Here is a 16,396-nt window from a genome sequence, read left to right on the forward strand (position 1 = left end):
CCGCGGGTCAGGACGGCGGGAGGCCGAGCGCGCGGGCGATCAGCATGCGCTGCACCTCGGACGTCCCCTCGCCCACCTCCAGGATCTTCGCGTCCCGGTAGAAGCGGCCGACCGCGTACTCGTTCATGAAACCGTACCCGCCGAAGATCTGCGTGGCGTCCCGCGCGTTGTCCATCGCGGCGTTGGACGCGACCAGCTTGGCGATCGCGGCCTCCTTCTTGAACGGCTCGCCCGCCAGCAGCCTCGCGGCGGCGGCGTAGTAGGCCAGCCGGGAGGTGTGGGCGCGCAGCTCCATGTCGGCGATCTTGAACTGGATCGCCTGGTAGCGGCCGATCTCCTTGCCGAACGCCTCGCGTTCCCGCACGTAGCGGAGGCATTCGTCCACGCAGCCCTGGGCGAGGCCGACCGACAGCGCGGCGATCGCGATGCGGCCCTCGTCCAGGATGCGGAGGAACTGCGCGTAGCCGCGCCCGCGCTCCCCGACGAGGTTCTCCGCCGGGACGCGCACGTCGTCGAACGACAGCTCGCGGGTGTCGGACGCCGACCAGCCGACCTTCGAGTACTTGCGCCCGACCGTGAACCCGGGCGTCCCGTTCGGGACGATGATCGTGGAGATCTCGCCGTCGCCGGTGAACGCCGTGACGGTCACGAACGCGGTGATGTCGGTGCCGGAGTTGGTGATGAACGCCTTCGACCCGTTGATCACCCACGAGTCGCCGTCCAGCCGGGCGGTGGTGCGCATCCCGCCGGGCACGTCCGACCCGCCGCCCGGCTCGGTGAGGCCGAAGCCCGCCAGCCGCTCGCCGGAGGTGAGCCGCGGCAGCCACCGCTCCTTCTGCTCCGCCGACCCGAACCGGTAGATCGGCATCGCGCCCAGCGACACCCCGGCCTCCAGCGTGATCGCGACGGACGAGTCCACCCGCGCCAGTTCCTCAAGGGCCAGGCAGAGGGCGAAGTAGTCGCCGCCCATCCCGCCGTGCTCCTCTGGGAACGGCAGCCCGAACAGGCCCATCTTGCCCATCGCGGCGACGATCTCGTACGGGAACTCGCCGCGCTCGTACAGGTCCCCGATCACCGGCGCGACCGTCTCGCGGGCGAACCGCTCGACCGTGCTCCGCAGCTCTTCCTGCTCCTCGGTGAGCGTGAAGTCGATCATCATGTCTCCGTTGCGGGTGAGAGGGCCTGGACGACGCGCGACGGGCTGGGGCGGCCGAGACGGCTCGCCAGCCAGCGGCTGGTCGCGACAAGACTGTCGAGGTCGACGCCCGTCTCGATGCCGAGCCCGTGCAGCATCCAGACGAGGTCCTCGGTGGGCAGGTTGCCGGTGGCGCTCCCCGCGAACGGGCAGCCGCCGAGACCGCCGGCGGACGCGTCCACGACCGTGACCCCGGCCTGGAGCGCGGCGAGCGTGTTGGCGAGCGCCTGCCCGTAGGTGTCGTGGAAGTGGACGGCGAGCCGCTCCGTGCCGATCCCCGCCGCCCCGAGCGCCTCGATCAGCGCGGTGACCTGGCCCGGCGTCCCGACGCCGATGGTGTCGCCGAGGCTGAGCTGGGAGCAGCCGAGGTCCATCATCCGGGACGCGACGGACACGACCTGCTCGATCGGCACGTCCCCCTCCCACGGGTCGCCGCACGCCATCGACACGTACGCCCGCACCCACAGCCCTTCCGCGCGGGCGCGCCCGACGACCGGGGCGAACATCGCGAGCGACTCGTCCACGGTGCGGTTCAGGTTGCGCTGCGAGAACGTCTCGGTGGCGCTGCCGAAGATCGCGATCTCGGTGACGCCGTTGGCGAGCGCCCGGTCGAGCCCCCGCTCGTTCGGGACGAGGACGGGATAGCGCAGCTCCGGGGAGCGGGGGAGGACGTCGAGCAGCTCTTCGGCGTCGGCGAGCTGCGGCACCCATTTCGGGTGGACGAAGCTGGTCGTCTCGATCGTGCGCAGGCCCGCGTCCGCCAGCCGCGTCACGAACTCGGACTTGACGTCCACGGGGACGACCGCCTTCTCGTTCTGCAGCCCGTCCCGCGGCCCGACCTCGTAGATCGTGACCTCGCGGGGAAGACCGGAGAGAGGAACCCGCATCGTCATGCCTCCTCGATAACGGCGTCATGCTCGATCACGGCCAGGACGGCGTCGAGCGCGACCTGCGCGCCCGCGCGGACCGGCAGTTTCGCCACGACCCCGGAGAGCGGCGCGGTGACGGTGTGCTCCATCTTCATCGCCTCGACGACCACGAGCGGCTGCCCCTCCGCGACCCGGTCGCCCTCGGCCGCCTTGACGGCGAGGACCGTCCCCGGCATCGGGCTGCGCAGCACCCCGTCGCCCGCCGCCGCCGCGTCCGCGCCGCCCTCGGCGCGGACGTGCTCCGCCAGCGCCCAGGCGCTTCCGGCGCGTCCGAGCCACAGCGTGCGCCCGTCGCGGGCGGCCTCGAACGAGGTCGTCCTTCCAGCGTAGGTGAGGGTGAACGGCCTGGTCAGCGACGCCGTGACCGGCGGGTCGCCGCCGATGGCGACGCGTGCGGACGCGGCCCGCCCCTGGACCCGGACCTCCACCGGCTCGCCGCCGGACGGGGTGATGATCCACGGCGTCCAGGCGTGCGCGCCGGGACGCCAGCCGTCCGGGACGTCCCACGGGTCGTCGCCCGAGCCTTCGAGGGCCAGCATCCGCTCCAGCGCGGCGGCGGCCAGCACGTCCGCCGGGACGGACGCGTCCGCGGTCAGCTCGTCCAGGGACCGCTCGACCAGGCCCGTGTCGAGATCGCCCGACACGACGGACGGATGCGCGAGCAGGCGCCGCAGGAACGCGACGTTTGTCGGGACGCCGAGCAGCGTGTACGAGGCCAGCGCCCGGTCGAGGCGGTGCAGCGCCTCGGCCCGGTCGGTGCCGTGGACGATCACCTTGGCGAGCATCGGGTCGTACGCCCCGCCGACCTCCGTCCCGACGTCGAGCCCCGAGTCGACGCGGGCGTACTCCGGCTCGGACAGGGTGAGGACGCGTCCGCCGGTCGGGAGGAAACCGCGCGAAGGATCTTCGGCGTAGATGCGGGCCTCGATCGAATGGCCGTCGAGCGTCACGTCGTCCTGGGTGAACGGCAGCGGGCGGCCGGACGCGACGCGGAGCTGGAGCTCGACCAGGTCGAGGCCCGTGACGAACTCGGTCACGGGGTGCTCGACCTGCAAGCGGGTGTTCATCTCCATGAAGAAGAACTCGTCGGGGCGGTCGGCGGAGACGATGTACTCGACCGTCCCGGCGCCCACGTAGCCGACGGCCTGCGCGGCGGCGACGGCGGCGGCGCCCATCCGGTCGCGGGCTGCGGCGTCCAGCAGCGGCGACGGCGCCTCCTCGATGATCTTCTGGTGGCGGCGCTGCAGGCTGCACTCGCGCTCGCCCAGGTGGACGGCGTTCCCGTGGGCGTCGGCGAAGACCTGGATCTCGATGTGCCGCGGGTTCTCGACGAACCGCTCGGCCAGCAGCGTGTCGTCGCCGAACGAGCCGCGCGCCTCGCGGCGGGCGGAGGCGATGGCGTCCGGCAGGTCGGCCGCGTCCCGGACGAGCCGCATGCCCTTGCCGCCGCCCCCGGCGGACGGCTTGATCAGCACCGGCAGCCCGACCTCCAGGGCCGCGGCCTTCAGCTCGGCGTCGGAGAGGCCGGGTTCGTCCCGTCCCGGCACGACGGGCACGCCCGCCGCCGCGACCGTCCGCTTCGCGCGGATCTTGTCGCCCATCGCCTCGATCGCCTCGGCGGGCGGGCCGATGAACACCAGCCCCGCCTCGCCGCACGCGCGCGCGAACGCGGTGTTCTCGGCGAGGAACCCGTACCCCGGATGGACGGCGCCCGCCCCCGCCGCCCGCGCCGCCGCGATCACCGCCTCGACGTCGAGGTACGACGGGACGCGGAGCGCCTCGTCCGCCTCCCGCACATGCCGGGCACGCGCGTCGGCGTCGGTGTGGACGGCCACCGAACGGACGCCGAGCCGCCGCAGCGTGCGGAACACGCGGACGGCGATCTCCCCGCGGTTGGCGACCAGGACGCTGTCGAACATCAACACCCTCACATCCGGAAGACGCCGTAGCCGACCGGCTCCAGCGGTGCGTTCGCGGCGGCCGACAGCCCGAGGCCCAGCACGCGCCGGGTGTCGGCCGGGTCGATCACCCCGTCGTCCCAGAGCCGGGCCGTCGAGTAGTACGGGTTGCCCTGTGCCTCATACTGCTCGCGGATCGGCGCCTTGAACGCCTCCTCGTCCCCGGCGGGCCACTCCTCGCCGCGCGCCTCCAGCTGGTCGCGGCGGACGGTCGCGAGGACGCTCGCGGCCTGCTCTCCGCCCATGACGGAGATGCGGGCGTTCGGCCACATCCACAGGAAGCGCGGCGAGTACGCCCGGCCGCACATCGCGTAGTTGCCCGCGCCGAACGACCCGCCGATGACGACGGTGAACTTCGGGACGCGCGCGCACGCCACCGCCGTGACCATTTTCGCGCCGTGCTTGGCGATGCCGCCCGCCTCGTATTCGCGGCCGACCATGAATCCGGTGATGTTCTGCAGGAACACGAGCGGGACGCTGCGCCGGTCGCACAATTCGATGAAATGCGCGCCCTTCTGCGCCGATTCGCTGAACAGGATCCCGTTGTTCGCGACGATCCCGACCGGATGCCCGTGGATGCGCGCGAAACCGGTGACGAGCGTCGCGCCGTACTCCTTCTTGAACTCCTGGAAGCGGCTGCCGTCCACGACGCGGGCGATGACCTCCCGCACGTCGTAGGGGGTGCGCGGGTCGGGCGGGACGACCCCGTACAGCTCCGCCGGGTCGGCCGCCGGCTCCTCGGGCGCCGCGACGTCCCACGGGCGCGGCTCGCGCGGCCCGAGCGTGGACACGATGTCGCGGACGATCCGCAGCGCGTCCGCGTCGTCGTCGGCGAGATGGTCGGTGACGCCGGACGTCCGGGAGTGCAGCTCGCCGCCGCCCAGCTCCTCCGCCGTCACGACCTCGCCGGTCGCGGCCTTCACCAGCGGCGGGCCGCCCAGGAAGATCGTCCCCTGGCCGCGGACGATGACGGCCTCGTCGCTCATCGCGGGGACGTACGCCCCGCCCGCCGTGCACGACCCCAGCACCGCCGCGATCTGCGGGATTCCGAGGCCGGACATGGTGGCCTGGTTGTAGAAGATGCGGCCGAAGTGCTCGCGGTCGGGGAACACGTCGTCCTGCCGGGGGAGGAACGCGCCGCCGGAGTCGACCAGGTAGATGCAGGGGAGGCGGTTGTGCAGCGCCACCTCCTGCGCCCGCAGGTGCTTCTTCACCGTGACCGGGTAGTAGGTGCCGCCCTTGACGGTGGCGTCGTTGGCGACGATCACGCATTCGCGGCCGGAGACGCGTCCGATCCCGGTGATGATGCCGGCGCCGGGCGCCTCGTCGTCGTACATGCCGTTCGCGGCCAGCGGGGACAGCTCCAGGAACGCCGAGCCGGGGTCGAGGAGCGTGTCGACCCGGTCGCGGGGGAGCAGCTTGCCGCGCCCGACGTGCCGCTCGCGGGTCCGCTCGGGGCCGCCGCGCCCGGCCCGGTCGACGCGGTCGCGCAGCTCGGCGGACAGGGCCTCGTTGTGCGCGGCGTTCGCCTTGAACGCCTCGGCCGAGACGTCCGCGCGGGAGCCGATCTCGGGTCCGCTCATGCCCGTCCCCTCCTGTTAACGACCGTTAACAACGCCGATGTTAATGGGCGTTAACAACTCTAGTCTAGACTGGCGCGCATGACGTCCCACCCCGCCGCGGAGCCGGCCCTGCCGCCGAACCCGCGCCGGGCCGAGATCCTCGCCGCCGCGGCCGAGCTGTTCGCGCGGCGCGGCTACCACGGGGCGTCCATCGGCGACCTCGGACGGGCCGTCGGCCTCACCGGGCCCGCCCTCTACCGGCATTTCCGCGGCAAGGAGGCCGTGCTCGCGGAGATGCTCCTCGACATCAGCGAGCGCCTCTTGGCCGAGGGCGTCCGGCGCGCCGCCGACCCCGATCCGGGACGGGCCCTGGACGCGCTGCTCCGCTGGCACATCGCGTTCGCGCTGGACAACCCGGCGCTGATCACCGTCCACGAGCGGGAGTTGGACAACGTGCCCGAGCCGCAGCGGCATCGCGTCCGCCGGCTCCAGCGCGCCTACGTGGAGGAATGGGTCGCCGTCCTGCGCCGCCTGAACCCGGCCCTGCCCGGCGACCGGACGCGCGCCGCCGTCCACGCCGCGTTCGGCCTCCTCAACTCGACCCCGCGCAGCGCCGCCGGCCTCGACCGCGCCGCGATGTGCACTCTCCTCCACACCATGGCCCGCGCCGCCCTCGAAAACGCGGGCTGACGCCCGCGCTAGCAGGACGCGGCCTGGCCGTCGAGGGAGCGGTTCACGGCACGGGCGAAGGACTCGGCGTCCGTCCCCTTCTGGTCGAAGATCTTCTGGACGCAGCCGCGGAACGTGCTGCTGAACGTGCTGTAGTGCGGCGTCACCGGACGCGGCTCGGCCCGTGCGAGCGCGGTGATCACGGCCTGCCCGAGCTGGGTGAGCTGCGCGTGATCGGGCAGTTCCGTCTCGCCGGGAGCGGGCGGAGGCTCATCGGTGAGCGCCCAGCACGTCTGCACGTTCACGTGGGCGGGCGAGCGGCGTTCCGGGGTGAGCCCGAGCGCGGAGTACCGTCCGGGCGCGAACCCGCCGCAGGAGAACAGGAGCCGCTGGCTGTCGGTTCCGCTGAGGAACTCGACGAGGTCGGCGGCGGCGTCGGGGTTGGGGGACTTCGCCGACACGGCGAGGTTCTGCCCGCCGAGGACGGTGCGTCCCGGCAGCGCCCGCACGCCGAACCGCAGCCGGCCGCCGTCCGGCGCCCGCATGCGCGGCTCGGTCGCGAGCGACGAGAACGCGTACGGCCAGTTGCGCATCAGCCCCGTCCCCGACGCGAACGCCTCGATGCTCTTCGGCTCGTCGAACTGCCGCGACGGGGCCAGCGGTCCGCGCACCGGCGAGGTGAGCCGCTCAAGTGCCGGATACACCTTGGTGCGCAACTCCTCCACGCTCGGACGGTCGTCGCCGGTGAGCAGCCCCTCGCCGTCGTCGTTCCACACCGCCTCCAGCGCGTTCACGGTCAGGCCGTCGTAGTCGGCGAGCTGCAGCGCGATGCCGGAGCTCAGCAGCCGGGACCACTCGGTCGGCGGGGTCCGGCCCTCGTGGAAGTAGAGGAGCCCGACGTCCACGTTGAACGGGACGGCGTACTGCTTCCCGTCGCGTTCGCCCGTCCGCAGCGCGGCGGGGAAGAAGTCGCCGAGGCCGCCGATGTCGTCGAGCGGACGCAGGTACCCGCCCTCGGCGAACTGGGCCGTCCACGTGTTGTCCATGATCAGGACGTCGTAGGCGCAGCTCCCCGACTCCTGCACCGCCTTGATCTGGCTGTGCTGCAGGTCGGTGGAGTCCGACACCTCGACGAGCGTGGCGTGCGGATGCGGGCGTCCGTCCGCGTAGCGTTCCTCGTTCCATTTCCGGATGAGCGCGCGGCGCTGGTTCTTCAGGCTGACGTCCGTCCCGCCCGCGACGAACAGTTCCTCGCGGTTGCAGTCGGCCTTCATCGCGGGATACGACTCGTCCGGCCAGAAGAGGACGGCGAGGCCCGCGGCCAGCATCAGCGCGGCGCCGGACGCGGCGCTGATCCAGGCCGTCCGGTCGCCCGGCAGGAACTTCATCGGCGCTCCCCGGTCATCTGCGCTTCCCCGTCATCTGCGCTCCCCGGTCATCTGCGCTCCCCGGTCATCTCAGGTCGGACAGGAGTTCGGCGGCCTGCTCAACCTCGGACGCGCCGGTGAGCGTCACGCAGCCGGCCCCGTCCGGCGGGTGGAGCGTCGCCACGATCTCCTTGACGGGCGAGGACCGGCACGTCGCCGGGCCGGTCAGCACGACGGTCAGCCGCAGGTCGGGATGCCTTTCACGGAACTCCCCGGCCAGCCACCGCGCGCGTGCGGCGAGTCGCGGATTCCTCCGCGGGCTCTGCCCGTCGGTGACGAGGATGAGGTTCGGACGGCCCGTGCCGAGGCCGGCCGCCGCGATCGCGTCGCCGAGCGGCTGGTCGCCGCCGCCGGACGCGACCGCCTGCAGCCGGCTCGTGATCGAGTTCTTGTGGTCGAGCGACGCGGTGCCCAGGGGGACGTTCCCGAACGTCCTCGTGCTGTTCGGCGACGCGGACTGCGACGACACCTGGAGGCCGACGCGGTCGTTGCTCTGCAGCTGCGACACCAGGCTCCGCAGGAACGACGTGCCGTGGGCGAGGCGCGAGCCCTCGCTCGCCTGGGCCGCGCCGCCCATCGACGCGGACACGTCCAGCATCAGCGACACCGAAACCCTCGGACGGGCCGCGCCGATGCGGTCGAGCGTCTTCTGCACGCCGTTCGCGGGCGTCAACGCGACGTGGGTCGGCATGACGCGGTCGCCCACGGTCCGCTGGAGCCGCGACAGGTAGAAATGCCGGGTGTCGCCTTCGAGCACGGGCGGGATCGTGCCGCGATCGTCCCGGAAGCCCTGCCGGGTGAGCGGGTTGCGGTCCAGCCAGCGGCGGAACTCGGTGACCGCCGCGTCCCGCTCCTCGGTGTCCTGGCCGCGCCACCGCACCTGGACGAACGGGTGGTCGAGCGTCGGCAGGTCCGTCGCGTAGTACGGGTGCAGGCGCCATTTCGCGTACGGGGCGGCGTTCGGGTCGACGGCCCCGCACCGGTCGCCGAGCGGGCGTCCCATGTCGTAGTCGTGCAGCACCTGCTCGGGGACGGCGACCGCCAGGTCGTCCGGCGGCTCGGAGTCCTGCGCGGCGGCGCGCTCACGGAACTGGCACAGCAGCGACACCGCGTCCGGGGCGACGAGGCCGGCGGGTTCGGCGAAACGCTCGTCCTTCGCGTCGCCGCCGGGGAGCGCGTCGTAGAGCGCGGGCGTCACCGCCAGCGCGGCCGACGACGTCTCGGGGACGGGACGGGCGATGCCGCGCAGCCGCACGTCCCCTTCCTTGATCCGGTTCAGCACCTCGGACGTCCTCGTCGCGAGCGGCGCCGCGATCGGGTCGGCGACGGACTCGTGCGCCCTGGTGAACAGCGCCAGCACGAGCGGCGACGTCCCGAGCGTGCCGCGCGGCCGGAACTTCGGATCGGCCGCGCGGTTGGGGATGGAGCCGTTGACGGCGGAGCCTCCCCGGGCAATGCCGCCGCCGGCCTTCAGGGAGGGGACCTGGCCGGGGCCTTCGGTGACGAAGTCGTACTCCGCCGTCGACGACGGGATCCAGATGTCGGGCTGCGGGCCGTGCAGCTGCTCGCCCTCGGCGTGCTGCGGGTCGGCGTGTTTGCTGCGCCGCCAGAGCAGCCTGAACCCGTCGTACAGCGGGACCGGCCCCGCCTCGGGGACGACGGTGACGCTGTACTTCCGGCAGCCGCGGTCCTCGCTGTCGTTCGCGAACTCGGCCGCGGCGGCGCGCAGCGGGGTGAGCATCTCGGGCGGGCTCAGCACCCGCAGCTCCAGCGGCTGCCCGCACGAGCTGGTGTGCTCCCGCAGCCCGTAGACGCCGACCGCGGTCAGCAGGATCAGCGCCGTCACCGCCGCCGCGGCCGCGCCCCACGCGATCGCCGTGAGCGCCGTGACCGCGCTCGTCGACAGCCTGGTGACGACGGGTGCGAGGACGTCCCTGATCCGCCGCCGGAAGGTGAGCCACAGGAGCAGGAGGAGGGCGACCGCGACGGCGGCGGTGACGAGCGTGCCGAGCCAGGCGACCGCGTACACGTGCTTCATCACGACGGTGGCGATCACGCCGGAGCAGGCGCCGAGAATCACTGTGGGCGGCCATGGATCGGCTTTCTCGGCCTTCCCGGCCTTCCCGGCGTTGGAAGGGCTGTTCTCCTCGCCCCCGGAGTTCTCGCCGTCGCCCGGGCGGCCCGATGGCGTGGCGTCGCCGCTGCCCGTTTCGCTCATGCAGGCCCCATCGGCGTGTCGGTCCGGCTCGTCCATTCCCCCGATTCTGACTCCGCATGGTATTTGCCGGGACCGTGAACGGTCAGGAAAACCGCTGACTCGGACCGGCCGATACACCCTGGAAGGCGTTTGTGGACCGTCCACAATCTTGACTTGGTCACTGCGGCATAGGTCAGATGGACATGAAGGTCATCCCGCTTCTGACCCGGACAAAGGAGTTCCGCATGGGCGTCGAGGGCGTCGGCTTCTACGAGATCGCACAGCAAGACCCGGACCGTCCCGCCGTGCTGGCTCCCGGCGTGCCGATTTCGTACGGCGGTTTGCACTCCGAAGTGAACCGGCTGTCGAACGCGCTGAACGATCTCGGGTTGCGTCCCGGGGACGCGCTGGCGACCGTGCTCGGCAACCGGCCCGAGTTCCTGACGGTCATGCTCGCCGCGTTGCAGTCCGGGCTCTATCTCGTGCCCGTGAGCCGCCACTCGACCAGGCCCGAGATCGGCTACGTCCTCGCCGACTGCGGCGCCAAGGCCGTCGTGACGGAAAGCGCGTTCGCCGACGCGGTGTCGGGCGCGGCGGACGAGGCGGGCGTCCCCGCGGAGGGGCGCGTGAGCGCGGGCCCCGCGGACGGCTACCGCTCGATGGCCGGGCTGTGCGTGTCGGGCAGCGCCGAGCCGCCGGGCAAGCGCCGGACGGGTTCGATCATGCTGTACACGTCCGGGACCACGGGACGCCCGAAGGGAGTCCGGCGGCCGCTACTGGACATCGCGCCGGAGGCGGTGGCCGGCGTCCTGCGGCGGACGCTGGCGCGGCACCTGGGCCTGGAGCCCGGCGACGAGGTCCATCTCGCCGTCGGCCCGCTCTACCATTCGGCGCCCTGCGTCCACGCGCTGATGGCGCTCCACCTCGGGCACGCCGTCGTGGTCGCGCCGCGGTTCCGGCCGGAGCACACCCTCCAGCTGATCCAGCGGCACGGCGTCACCAACGCGTTCATGGTCCCGACGATGTTCCACCGCATGCTCGCCCTGCCGGACGACGTCAGGGCCCGGTACGACGTGTCGTCGCTGCGGCGGGTGTACCACAGCGCCGCGCCCGTCCCCGTGGAGACCAAACGCCGGATGCTGGACTGGTGGGGGCCCGTCCTCTACGAGTACTACGGGTCGACGGAGAGCGGCCCCGTCGTCCTCAGCGGCCCGGACGAGTGGCTCGCCCGTCCTGGGACGGTCGGCCGCCCGGTCGACGGCGTCCAGATCAAGATCCTCGACGCGGAGGGCGGCGAGGTGCCGGCCGGGGAGACCGGCCTGATCTACGCGAGCGGACATCCCGGGTTCGAGTACCACGGCGACCCCGCCAAGACCGCGTCCGCCATGCGCGACGGCTTCTACACGGCCGGCGACCTCGGCCACGTCGACGGCGACGGCTGGCTGTACATGAGCGACCGCCGCGCCGATCTCATCATCTCCGGCGGCGTGAACGTCTACCCGGCCGAGATCGAGAGCGTCCTGCTCCAGCATCCGGGGGTCGCCGACGCGGCCGTCATCGGCGTCCCCGACGACGACTGGGGCCAGGTCGCCGTCGCCCTCGTCGAGCCGGCGGACGAGACCCGCGCGGGCGCGGGCCTTGCCGCGGCCCTCCTGGCGCACTGCGAGCCGCGGCTGGCGAGACCGAAGCATCCGCGCCGGGTGGAATTCCGCGCCTCGCTGCCGCGCACCCCGTCCGGCAAACTCAGCCGCCGCCGCGTACGGGACGCCTACCTGCGAGAACTCGCCGACTGACCGTTCCGCGCGACGCCGCGCGGAACGCTCCCGAAGTAATCGCCGCGGACGTCGAACGCCTCCGCGCGCCGCTGCGTACAACCGCACATGAAGGACCTGAAGGTCGCCCCGCTCGCCAACGTCGCCCCGACCGAAGCCGCCCCGACGAAGACCGACCTTCCCGTCATCCCCGACTCCACCGCCCACCAAGTCATCGCAGCCCCCGCTTCACCCAGTGCCGACCGCGGCGGGATCACACGCCTCGGTGACCCGGTCGCGGTCTGGCCGTGCGCCGGCTGCGGACGGCCCGGGCCGCAGCCGGCGCCCGGCGTCCGCGCCGTCCGCTACTGCCAGGACGGCGGCGGCGCGTGCGAGCGGTCCGCGCGCGACGCCCGCGAACGCGGGCTGGAGTCCCCGGGGCTGACCGGCCAGGTCGCCTGGACGTGGGAGATGGTCGACCGGCTCGAAGGCGTCGCCGACCGGCTCGCGGGCGCGCTGATGTCGGAGCTGAGCGTCGCCGGCGTCGAACGGCGGATCGCGGACGCCCGCGCCGACGCCGCCGGGCACATCGCGATCGCGCAGCGGGAACGCGACGCGTCGCAGCAGCAGGCGGAGGCCGCATGGCGGGAGGCGGCCTCCGCCCGCGCCCGCGCGGACGCCGCCGAGCAGGACGCCGCGTCCGCCCGCGCCGAGGCCGGGCGCCTCACCGCCGAACTCGACGCCGCCAGGCGGGAATGCCAGGACGCCAAGGACGAAGCCGATGCCGCCTGCGCCGCCCGTCTCGCGGCGGAGCGCGACCGCGACCGCGTCGGCGCCCGCGAAGGCGAACTGATCGCCGCACTGGAGAACGCGCGCTCGGAACTGGTCACCCTGCACGGACGGCTGTCGGAGGCGGAGACCCTCGCCGAGGGCCAGCGCGTCGAGGCGGACGCCGCCAAGCGCACGGCCGAGGACCTGCGCTCCGCCGTCCGCGACGCCGAGGCCAAACGCGGCCAGGCCGTCGCCGACTGCGACCAGTTCCAGGCGCGGGCGCGGGAGTTCGAGCAGCACAACTGGCAGCTGTCCAGGACGGCCGAGGAACTGCGCGCCGCGGTGAAGGCCCTCACCGCCGAACGCGACGCCGCCCGCGCCGAAGCCGACCGCGCGCGCCGCCGCGTCGACGCCCTCACCGCCGTCACCGACGGCCACCGCACCCCTCTGGGCGGAGTTCCTCACCCCGTCGCCGACCGGGAGCCGCCGACCGGGCTGCACCCCCTCCCGCCGGTGAACGGATCGTCGCTGAACGGCGCCGACCCGCTCGCCACCGACCCCAGGACCCATGACGGACATCGCCTGCCCCACGCTGGCTGACCTTCGCTGGTGGGACGTCGTACAGGTAGGAGGTGAGGCCCTTCCCACACTGCACTGGCCCTGAAACCGGCCGCCGTATCGCACCGGGGTGGTACGGCGGCCGGTACCTATTGGCGCGCCTCCAGGTAGGCGGCGTAGTCGAGCGCACCGGCATGGACGGCGGCGTGCACGGCGCGGGCGATCCTCGAACCCCACGCCGAACGGGGCCCCGCGAACGGCTCCCGCGCCCCGCCGGTGGTCGTGGCGGCGACGCAGATGGCGTCGGACGCGGTGCCCGTGCACGGATATCCCGCTTCGAGAAGCGCCTGGGTCTTGGCCTCGGTGGCGGTGACGACCGCGTTCACCAGCGCCGCGTCGCTCAACGGCACCGGGACGGCGACGACGATGTTGACGGTCCCGGGCGTCCACGACGGCGACGTCTCGCCGGTCGCCCGCAGCGGCGGCTTGGCGCCGTCCAGGTGCATCGGGGCGAGTTCGGGGTCGCGGATTCCGGCGGGTGCGGCGGCCCAGGTCGGGACGCGGAGCCCGACCGTCGCGGAGACGCTCACGCCCTCGTCGTCCCGCCGCACGGTGCGGGACACCGACGCCGCCGTGAGCATGCCGACGCCCGGGCCGGCCAAGCCGTGCGCCCTGGCGAGTTCTTCCAGATGGACGACCGGGTCCGTCCGCGAGTAACCGCCCGCGACCTGCGCGTTCAGCACCCAGCGGGCCGGGCCGATCCCGCCGCCCAGCATCGCGGACGAGATCATCCGATGCCCGCCGCCGGCCCGCCACACCGTCGCCGCGAGCCGCTTCCCGTCCTCCTCGCGCCACGCCATCTCGACCTTCACGGGCGCTCCGACGGACGCTTCAGGGGACGTTCCAGCGGCCGCTCCAGCGGGCGCTCCAGCGACCGCTCCCGCGGGCGCTCCAGGGAAAGGATCGGCCGGCCGCCGGGGCCGGAGCCGACGTGCACCCGCGCGTCGAAATGCTCCTCGACGGCGGCGCGGGTGAGGACCCGCGAAGGCGACCCCGCCGCGGCGACCCGTCCGTCCGAGAGGAGGACCAGGGCGTCGGCGTACTGCCCCGCCAGCGTCAGGTCGTGGATCGTCGTCACCACGGTCAGCTCGTCGGAGAGCCTCAGCTGGTCGACCAGCTCCATCACCTGCTGCTGGTGGCCGATGTCCAGGGCGGTCGTCGGCTCGTCCAGCAGCAGCACCGACGTCTGCTGCGCCAGCGCCCGCGCCAGCACCGCCCGCTGCCGCTCACCGCCCGACAGCTGATCCATCGGACGGGACGCGAACCCGGCGAGATCCAGCCGGTCGAGGACGTCCGCCGTGATGGCCCGGTCGCGGGCGCTTTCCCGCCCGAGATGCGAGATGTACGGGGAACGTCCGAGAAGCGTGTAGTCGAAGACGGTCATCCCGACCGGAATGTTCGGGCTCTGCGGCGCGTAGGCGATCAGCCGGGCCCGCTGCCTAGGCTTCAGCGCCGCGAGGTCCGAACCGGCCAGCGTGATGCCGCCCTTGGACGGCACCAGGCCCAGGACGGCGCGCAGCAGCGTCGACTTCCCCGCCCCGTTCGGCCCGATGACCGCCGTCCACGACCCGGCCGGGACGTCCAGCGACACGCCCTTCAGCACCGGCCGCCCGCCGAGCGCCACGTCCAGCCCCCGGATCTCGATGGTCACGTGTCCACCTGCCTGCGGCTGGCGCGCAGCACGGCGACGAAGAACGGCCCGCCGACGAACGCCGTCACGACGCCGAGTGGAAGCTCGCCGGGCTTGATCACCGTCCGCGCCACCAGGTCCGCGACCCCCAGGAACGCCGCGCCGCCGAGCAGCGACAGCGGCAGGACGATCCGATACGAACCACCCACGAGCCGCCGCACCGCATGCGGCACCACGATCCCGACGAACCCGATCAACCCGCTCACCGCCACCGCGCACGCCGTCGCCAGCGACGCCGCGACCAGCACGATCAGCCGCACCCGTGCCGCGGACAGGCCCAGCGCCGCCGCCTCCTCGTCGCCGACGCTCAGCACGTCCAGCAGCCGCCCGTGCGCCAGCAGCACGAGGGTCGACACCAGCGCGTACGGGGCGATCAGGGCGAGCTGATGCCAGTCCGCCGTCCCGACCCCGCCGAGGATCCACGAGAAGATCCGCTGCAGCTCCTCCGCCTTCAACTGCTGGACGAACGTCTGCACCGCCGCCAGGAACGACGACACCGCGACCCCCGCCAGCACCAGCGTCGCCACCCCGTTCCCGCGCCCCGCCGTGCTGCCCAGCGCGTACGCCAGGAACACCCCGAAGATCGCGCCCACGAACGCCGCCAGCGGCACCCCGTAGCCGGGATCGCCCGGCACCAGCGCGATCACCACGGTCGCCCCGACCCCGGCCCCGCCCGCCGCACCCAGCAGGTACGGATCGGCGAGCGGATTGCGGAACACGCCCTGATACCCGGCGCCCGCCAGCGCGAGCATCCCGCCCACCAGCGCCGCCATCAACGCCCTCGGCACCCGCAGCTCGAACAGCACGTTCTCATCGATCACGGCGAGGCCGGAGTCGACGTGCACGAACGGCAGCCTGTCGGCCAGCGCCTTCAGCACCCCGGTGACGGGCAGTCCCGCCGAGCCGACCAGCACCCCGGCCAGCAGGGTCGCCGCCAGCAGCCCCACCGCCACCCCAAGCGGCACCGCCCGCAACCGCGCCTGCCCAGCCGCCTCCCGCACGTCCTTCCGCGACACCGCGCTCCGGAACCAACCCTTGCCCCGCCCACGCAAACCCCCACGCGCGACGCCCATGGCGGACGTCACGCCACCGCGCTCACCAGACCCCCCACCCCCGACCGCCCCCAAGCCGCCTCCACCGTCGACACACCCGCCCCCAGCACCAGCCAAGACGTCTTCACCACGCCCGCAGACGTCCTCGTCACTCGGGCGGACGTCTTCGTTCCCGGCCTCGACGTCCGCCGAGACGTCTTCGTCACGTCCGCAGACATCCTCGTCCCCTGCTGGGACGCCTTCGTCGCTTGGGCGGACGTCCTCATCGTCCACACGGACGCCCTCGTCACTTGCCGGGACGCCCTCGTCACTGGGGCGGACGTCTTCGTCACTTGCGGGGACGTCCTCATCGTTGGCGCGGACGTCTTCGTCGCGTCCGCGGACGTCTTCGTCGCGTGCGAGCCCGTCCTCAGCGTCCGCCGAGACGTCCTCGTCATCTCTGCGGACGGCCTCGTCACCTGCAAGGACGTCATCATCGCTCGCAGGGGCGTCTTTGTCGTACGCGCGGACGTCCGGGGACGTCCCGGCCGGATGTCGGTCGGCTGGGGCGTCCCCGGCGGAACGGCGGCGCTGAGGG

Annotated in this window: 12 protein-coding genes; 3 read left to right on the forward strand and 9 right to left on the reverse strand. The window is 73.2% G+C overall.

The annotated features are described in order from the left end of the window. Window positions 1–7 precede the first annotated feature (7 nt). The 4 genes from ACH35V_RS28605 to ACH35V_RS28620 are packed head-to-tail and all read right to left on the reverse strand — an operon-like array spanning window position 8 to window position 5,665. Window positions 8–1,156 carry an acyl-CoA dehydrogenase family protein gene (locus ACH35V_RS28605; RefSeq protein WP_395976806.1) on the reverse strand — a complete coding sequence of 383 codons (1,149 nt, stop codon included), beginning with the start codon at window positions 1,154–1,156 and terminating at the stop codon, window positions 8–10. Continuing rightward, a complete protein-coding gene (locus tag ACH35V_RS28610; protein WP_395976808.1) occupies window positions 1,156–2,082 on the reverse strand; it encodes a hydroxymethylglutaryl-CoA lyase in 927 nt (308 codons plus the stop codon). The genes ACH35V_RS28605 and ACH35V_RS28610 overlap by 1 nt, the downstream gene beginning before the upstream one ends. Before the next feature lie 2 nt (window positions 2,083–2,084). Beyond that, the gene (locus ACH35V_RS28615; protein ID WP_395976810.1) at window positions 2,085–4,043 is read right to left on the reverse strand and encodes a biotin carboxylase N-terminal domain-containing protein; all 1,959 of its coding nucleotides are present in this window, start codon (window positions 4,041–4,043) and stop codon (window positions 2,085–2,087) included. Between the two features lie 8 nt (window positions 4,044–4,051). Continuing rightward, window positions 4,052–5,665 (reverse strand): carboxyl transferase domain-containing protein, encoded by a 1,614-nt coding sequence (locus ACH35V_RS28620; protein WP_395976812.1) that lies wholly within the window; start codon window positions 5,663–5,665, stop codon window positions 4,052–4,054. Window positions 5,666–5,743: 78 nt separating this feature from the next. Here ACH35V_RS28620 and ACH35V_RS28625 point away from each other — a divergent pair, with 78 nt between their 5' ends. Then, window positions 5,744–6,334 (forward strand): TetR/AcrR family transcriptional regulator, encoded by a 591-nt coding sequence (locus ACH35V_RS28625; RefSeq protein WP_395976814.1) that lies wholly within the window; start codon window positions 5,744–5,746, stop codon window positions 6,332–6,334. An 8-nt stretch (window positions 6,335–6,342) separates the two neighbouring features. On the opposite strand, the gene ACH35V_RS28630 is transcribed toward ACH35V_RS28625, so the two are convergent. Then, window positions 6,343–7,701 carry an extracellular solute-binding protein gene (locus ACH35V_RS28630; RefSeq protein ID WP_395976816.1) on the reverse strand — a complete coding sequence of 453 codons (1,359 nt, stop codon included), beginning with the start codon at window positions 7,699–7,701 and terminating at the stop codon, window positions 6,343–6,345. Window positions 7,702–7,765: 64 nt separating this feature from the next. Continuing rightward, window positions 7,766–9,958: a hypothetical protein gene (locus ACH35V_RS28635; protein ID WP_395976818.1), complete on the reverse strand. Its 2,193-nt coding sequence runs from the start codon at window positions 9,956–9,958 to the stop codon at window positions 7,766–7,768. A gap of 224 nt (window positions 9,959–10,182) precedes the next feature. On the opposite strand from ACH35V_RS28635, the gene ACH35V_RS28640 reads away from it, so the two are divergent. Both ACH35V_RS28640 and ACH35V_RS28645 read left to right on the forward strand, forming a co-directional pair. Beyond that, window positions 10,183–11,730, forward strand: a complete 1,548-nt coding sequence (locus tag ACH35V_RS28640) for an AMP-binding protein (RefSeq protein ID WP_395976820.1) — start codon at window positions 10,183–10,185, stop codon at window positions 11,728–11,730. An 87-nt stretch (window positions 11,731–11,817) separates the two neighbouring features. Next, a complete protein-coding gene (locus ACH35V_RS28645; protein WP_395976822.1) occupies window positions 11,818–13,059 on the forward strand; it encodes a chromosome segregation ATPase in 1,242 nt (413 codons plus the stop codon). Between the two features lie 107 nt (window positions 13,060–13,166). Here ACH35V_RS28645 and ACH35V_RS28650 read toward each other — a convergent pair whose 3' ends face one another. The 3 genes from ACH35V_RS28650 to ACH35V_RS28660 are packed head-to-tail and all read right to left on the reverse strand — an operon-like array spanning window position 13,167 to window position 15,783. Beyond that, window positions 13,167–13,877: an adenosylcobinamide amidohydrolase gene (locus ACH35V_RS28650; RefSeq protein ID WP_395977069.1), complete on the reverse strand. Its 711-nt coding sequence runs from the start codon at window positions 13,875–13,877 to the stop codon at window positions 13,167–13,169. An 8-nt stretch (window positions 13,878–13,885) separates the two neighbouring features. Next, window positions 13,886–14,728, reverse strand: coding sequence for an ABC transporter ATP-binding protein (locus ACH35V_RS28655; RefSeq protein WP_395976824.1), 843 nt, complete (start codon window positions 14,726–14,728; stop codon window positions 13,886–13,888). Next, on the reverse strand, window positions 14,725–15,783 hold the full coding sequence (locus ACH35V_RS28660) for a FecCD family ABC transporter permease (RefSeq protein ID WP_395976826.1): 1,059 nt from the start codon (window positions 15,781–15,783) through the stop codon (window positions 14,725–14,727). The genes ACH35V_RS28655 and ACH35V_RS28660 overlap by 4 nt, the downstream gene beginning before the upstream one ends. Window positions 15,784–16,396: the final 613 nt, after the last annotated feature.

Origin of the sequence: Actinomadura sp. 1N219 (genome assembly GCF_044326405.1) — a bacterium.
Lineage (GTDB): Bacteria > Actinomycetota > Actinomycetes > Streptosporangiales > Streptosporangiaceae > Spirillospora.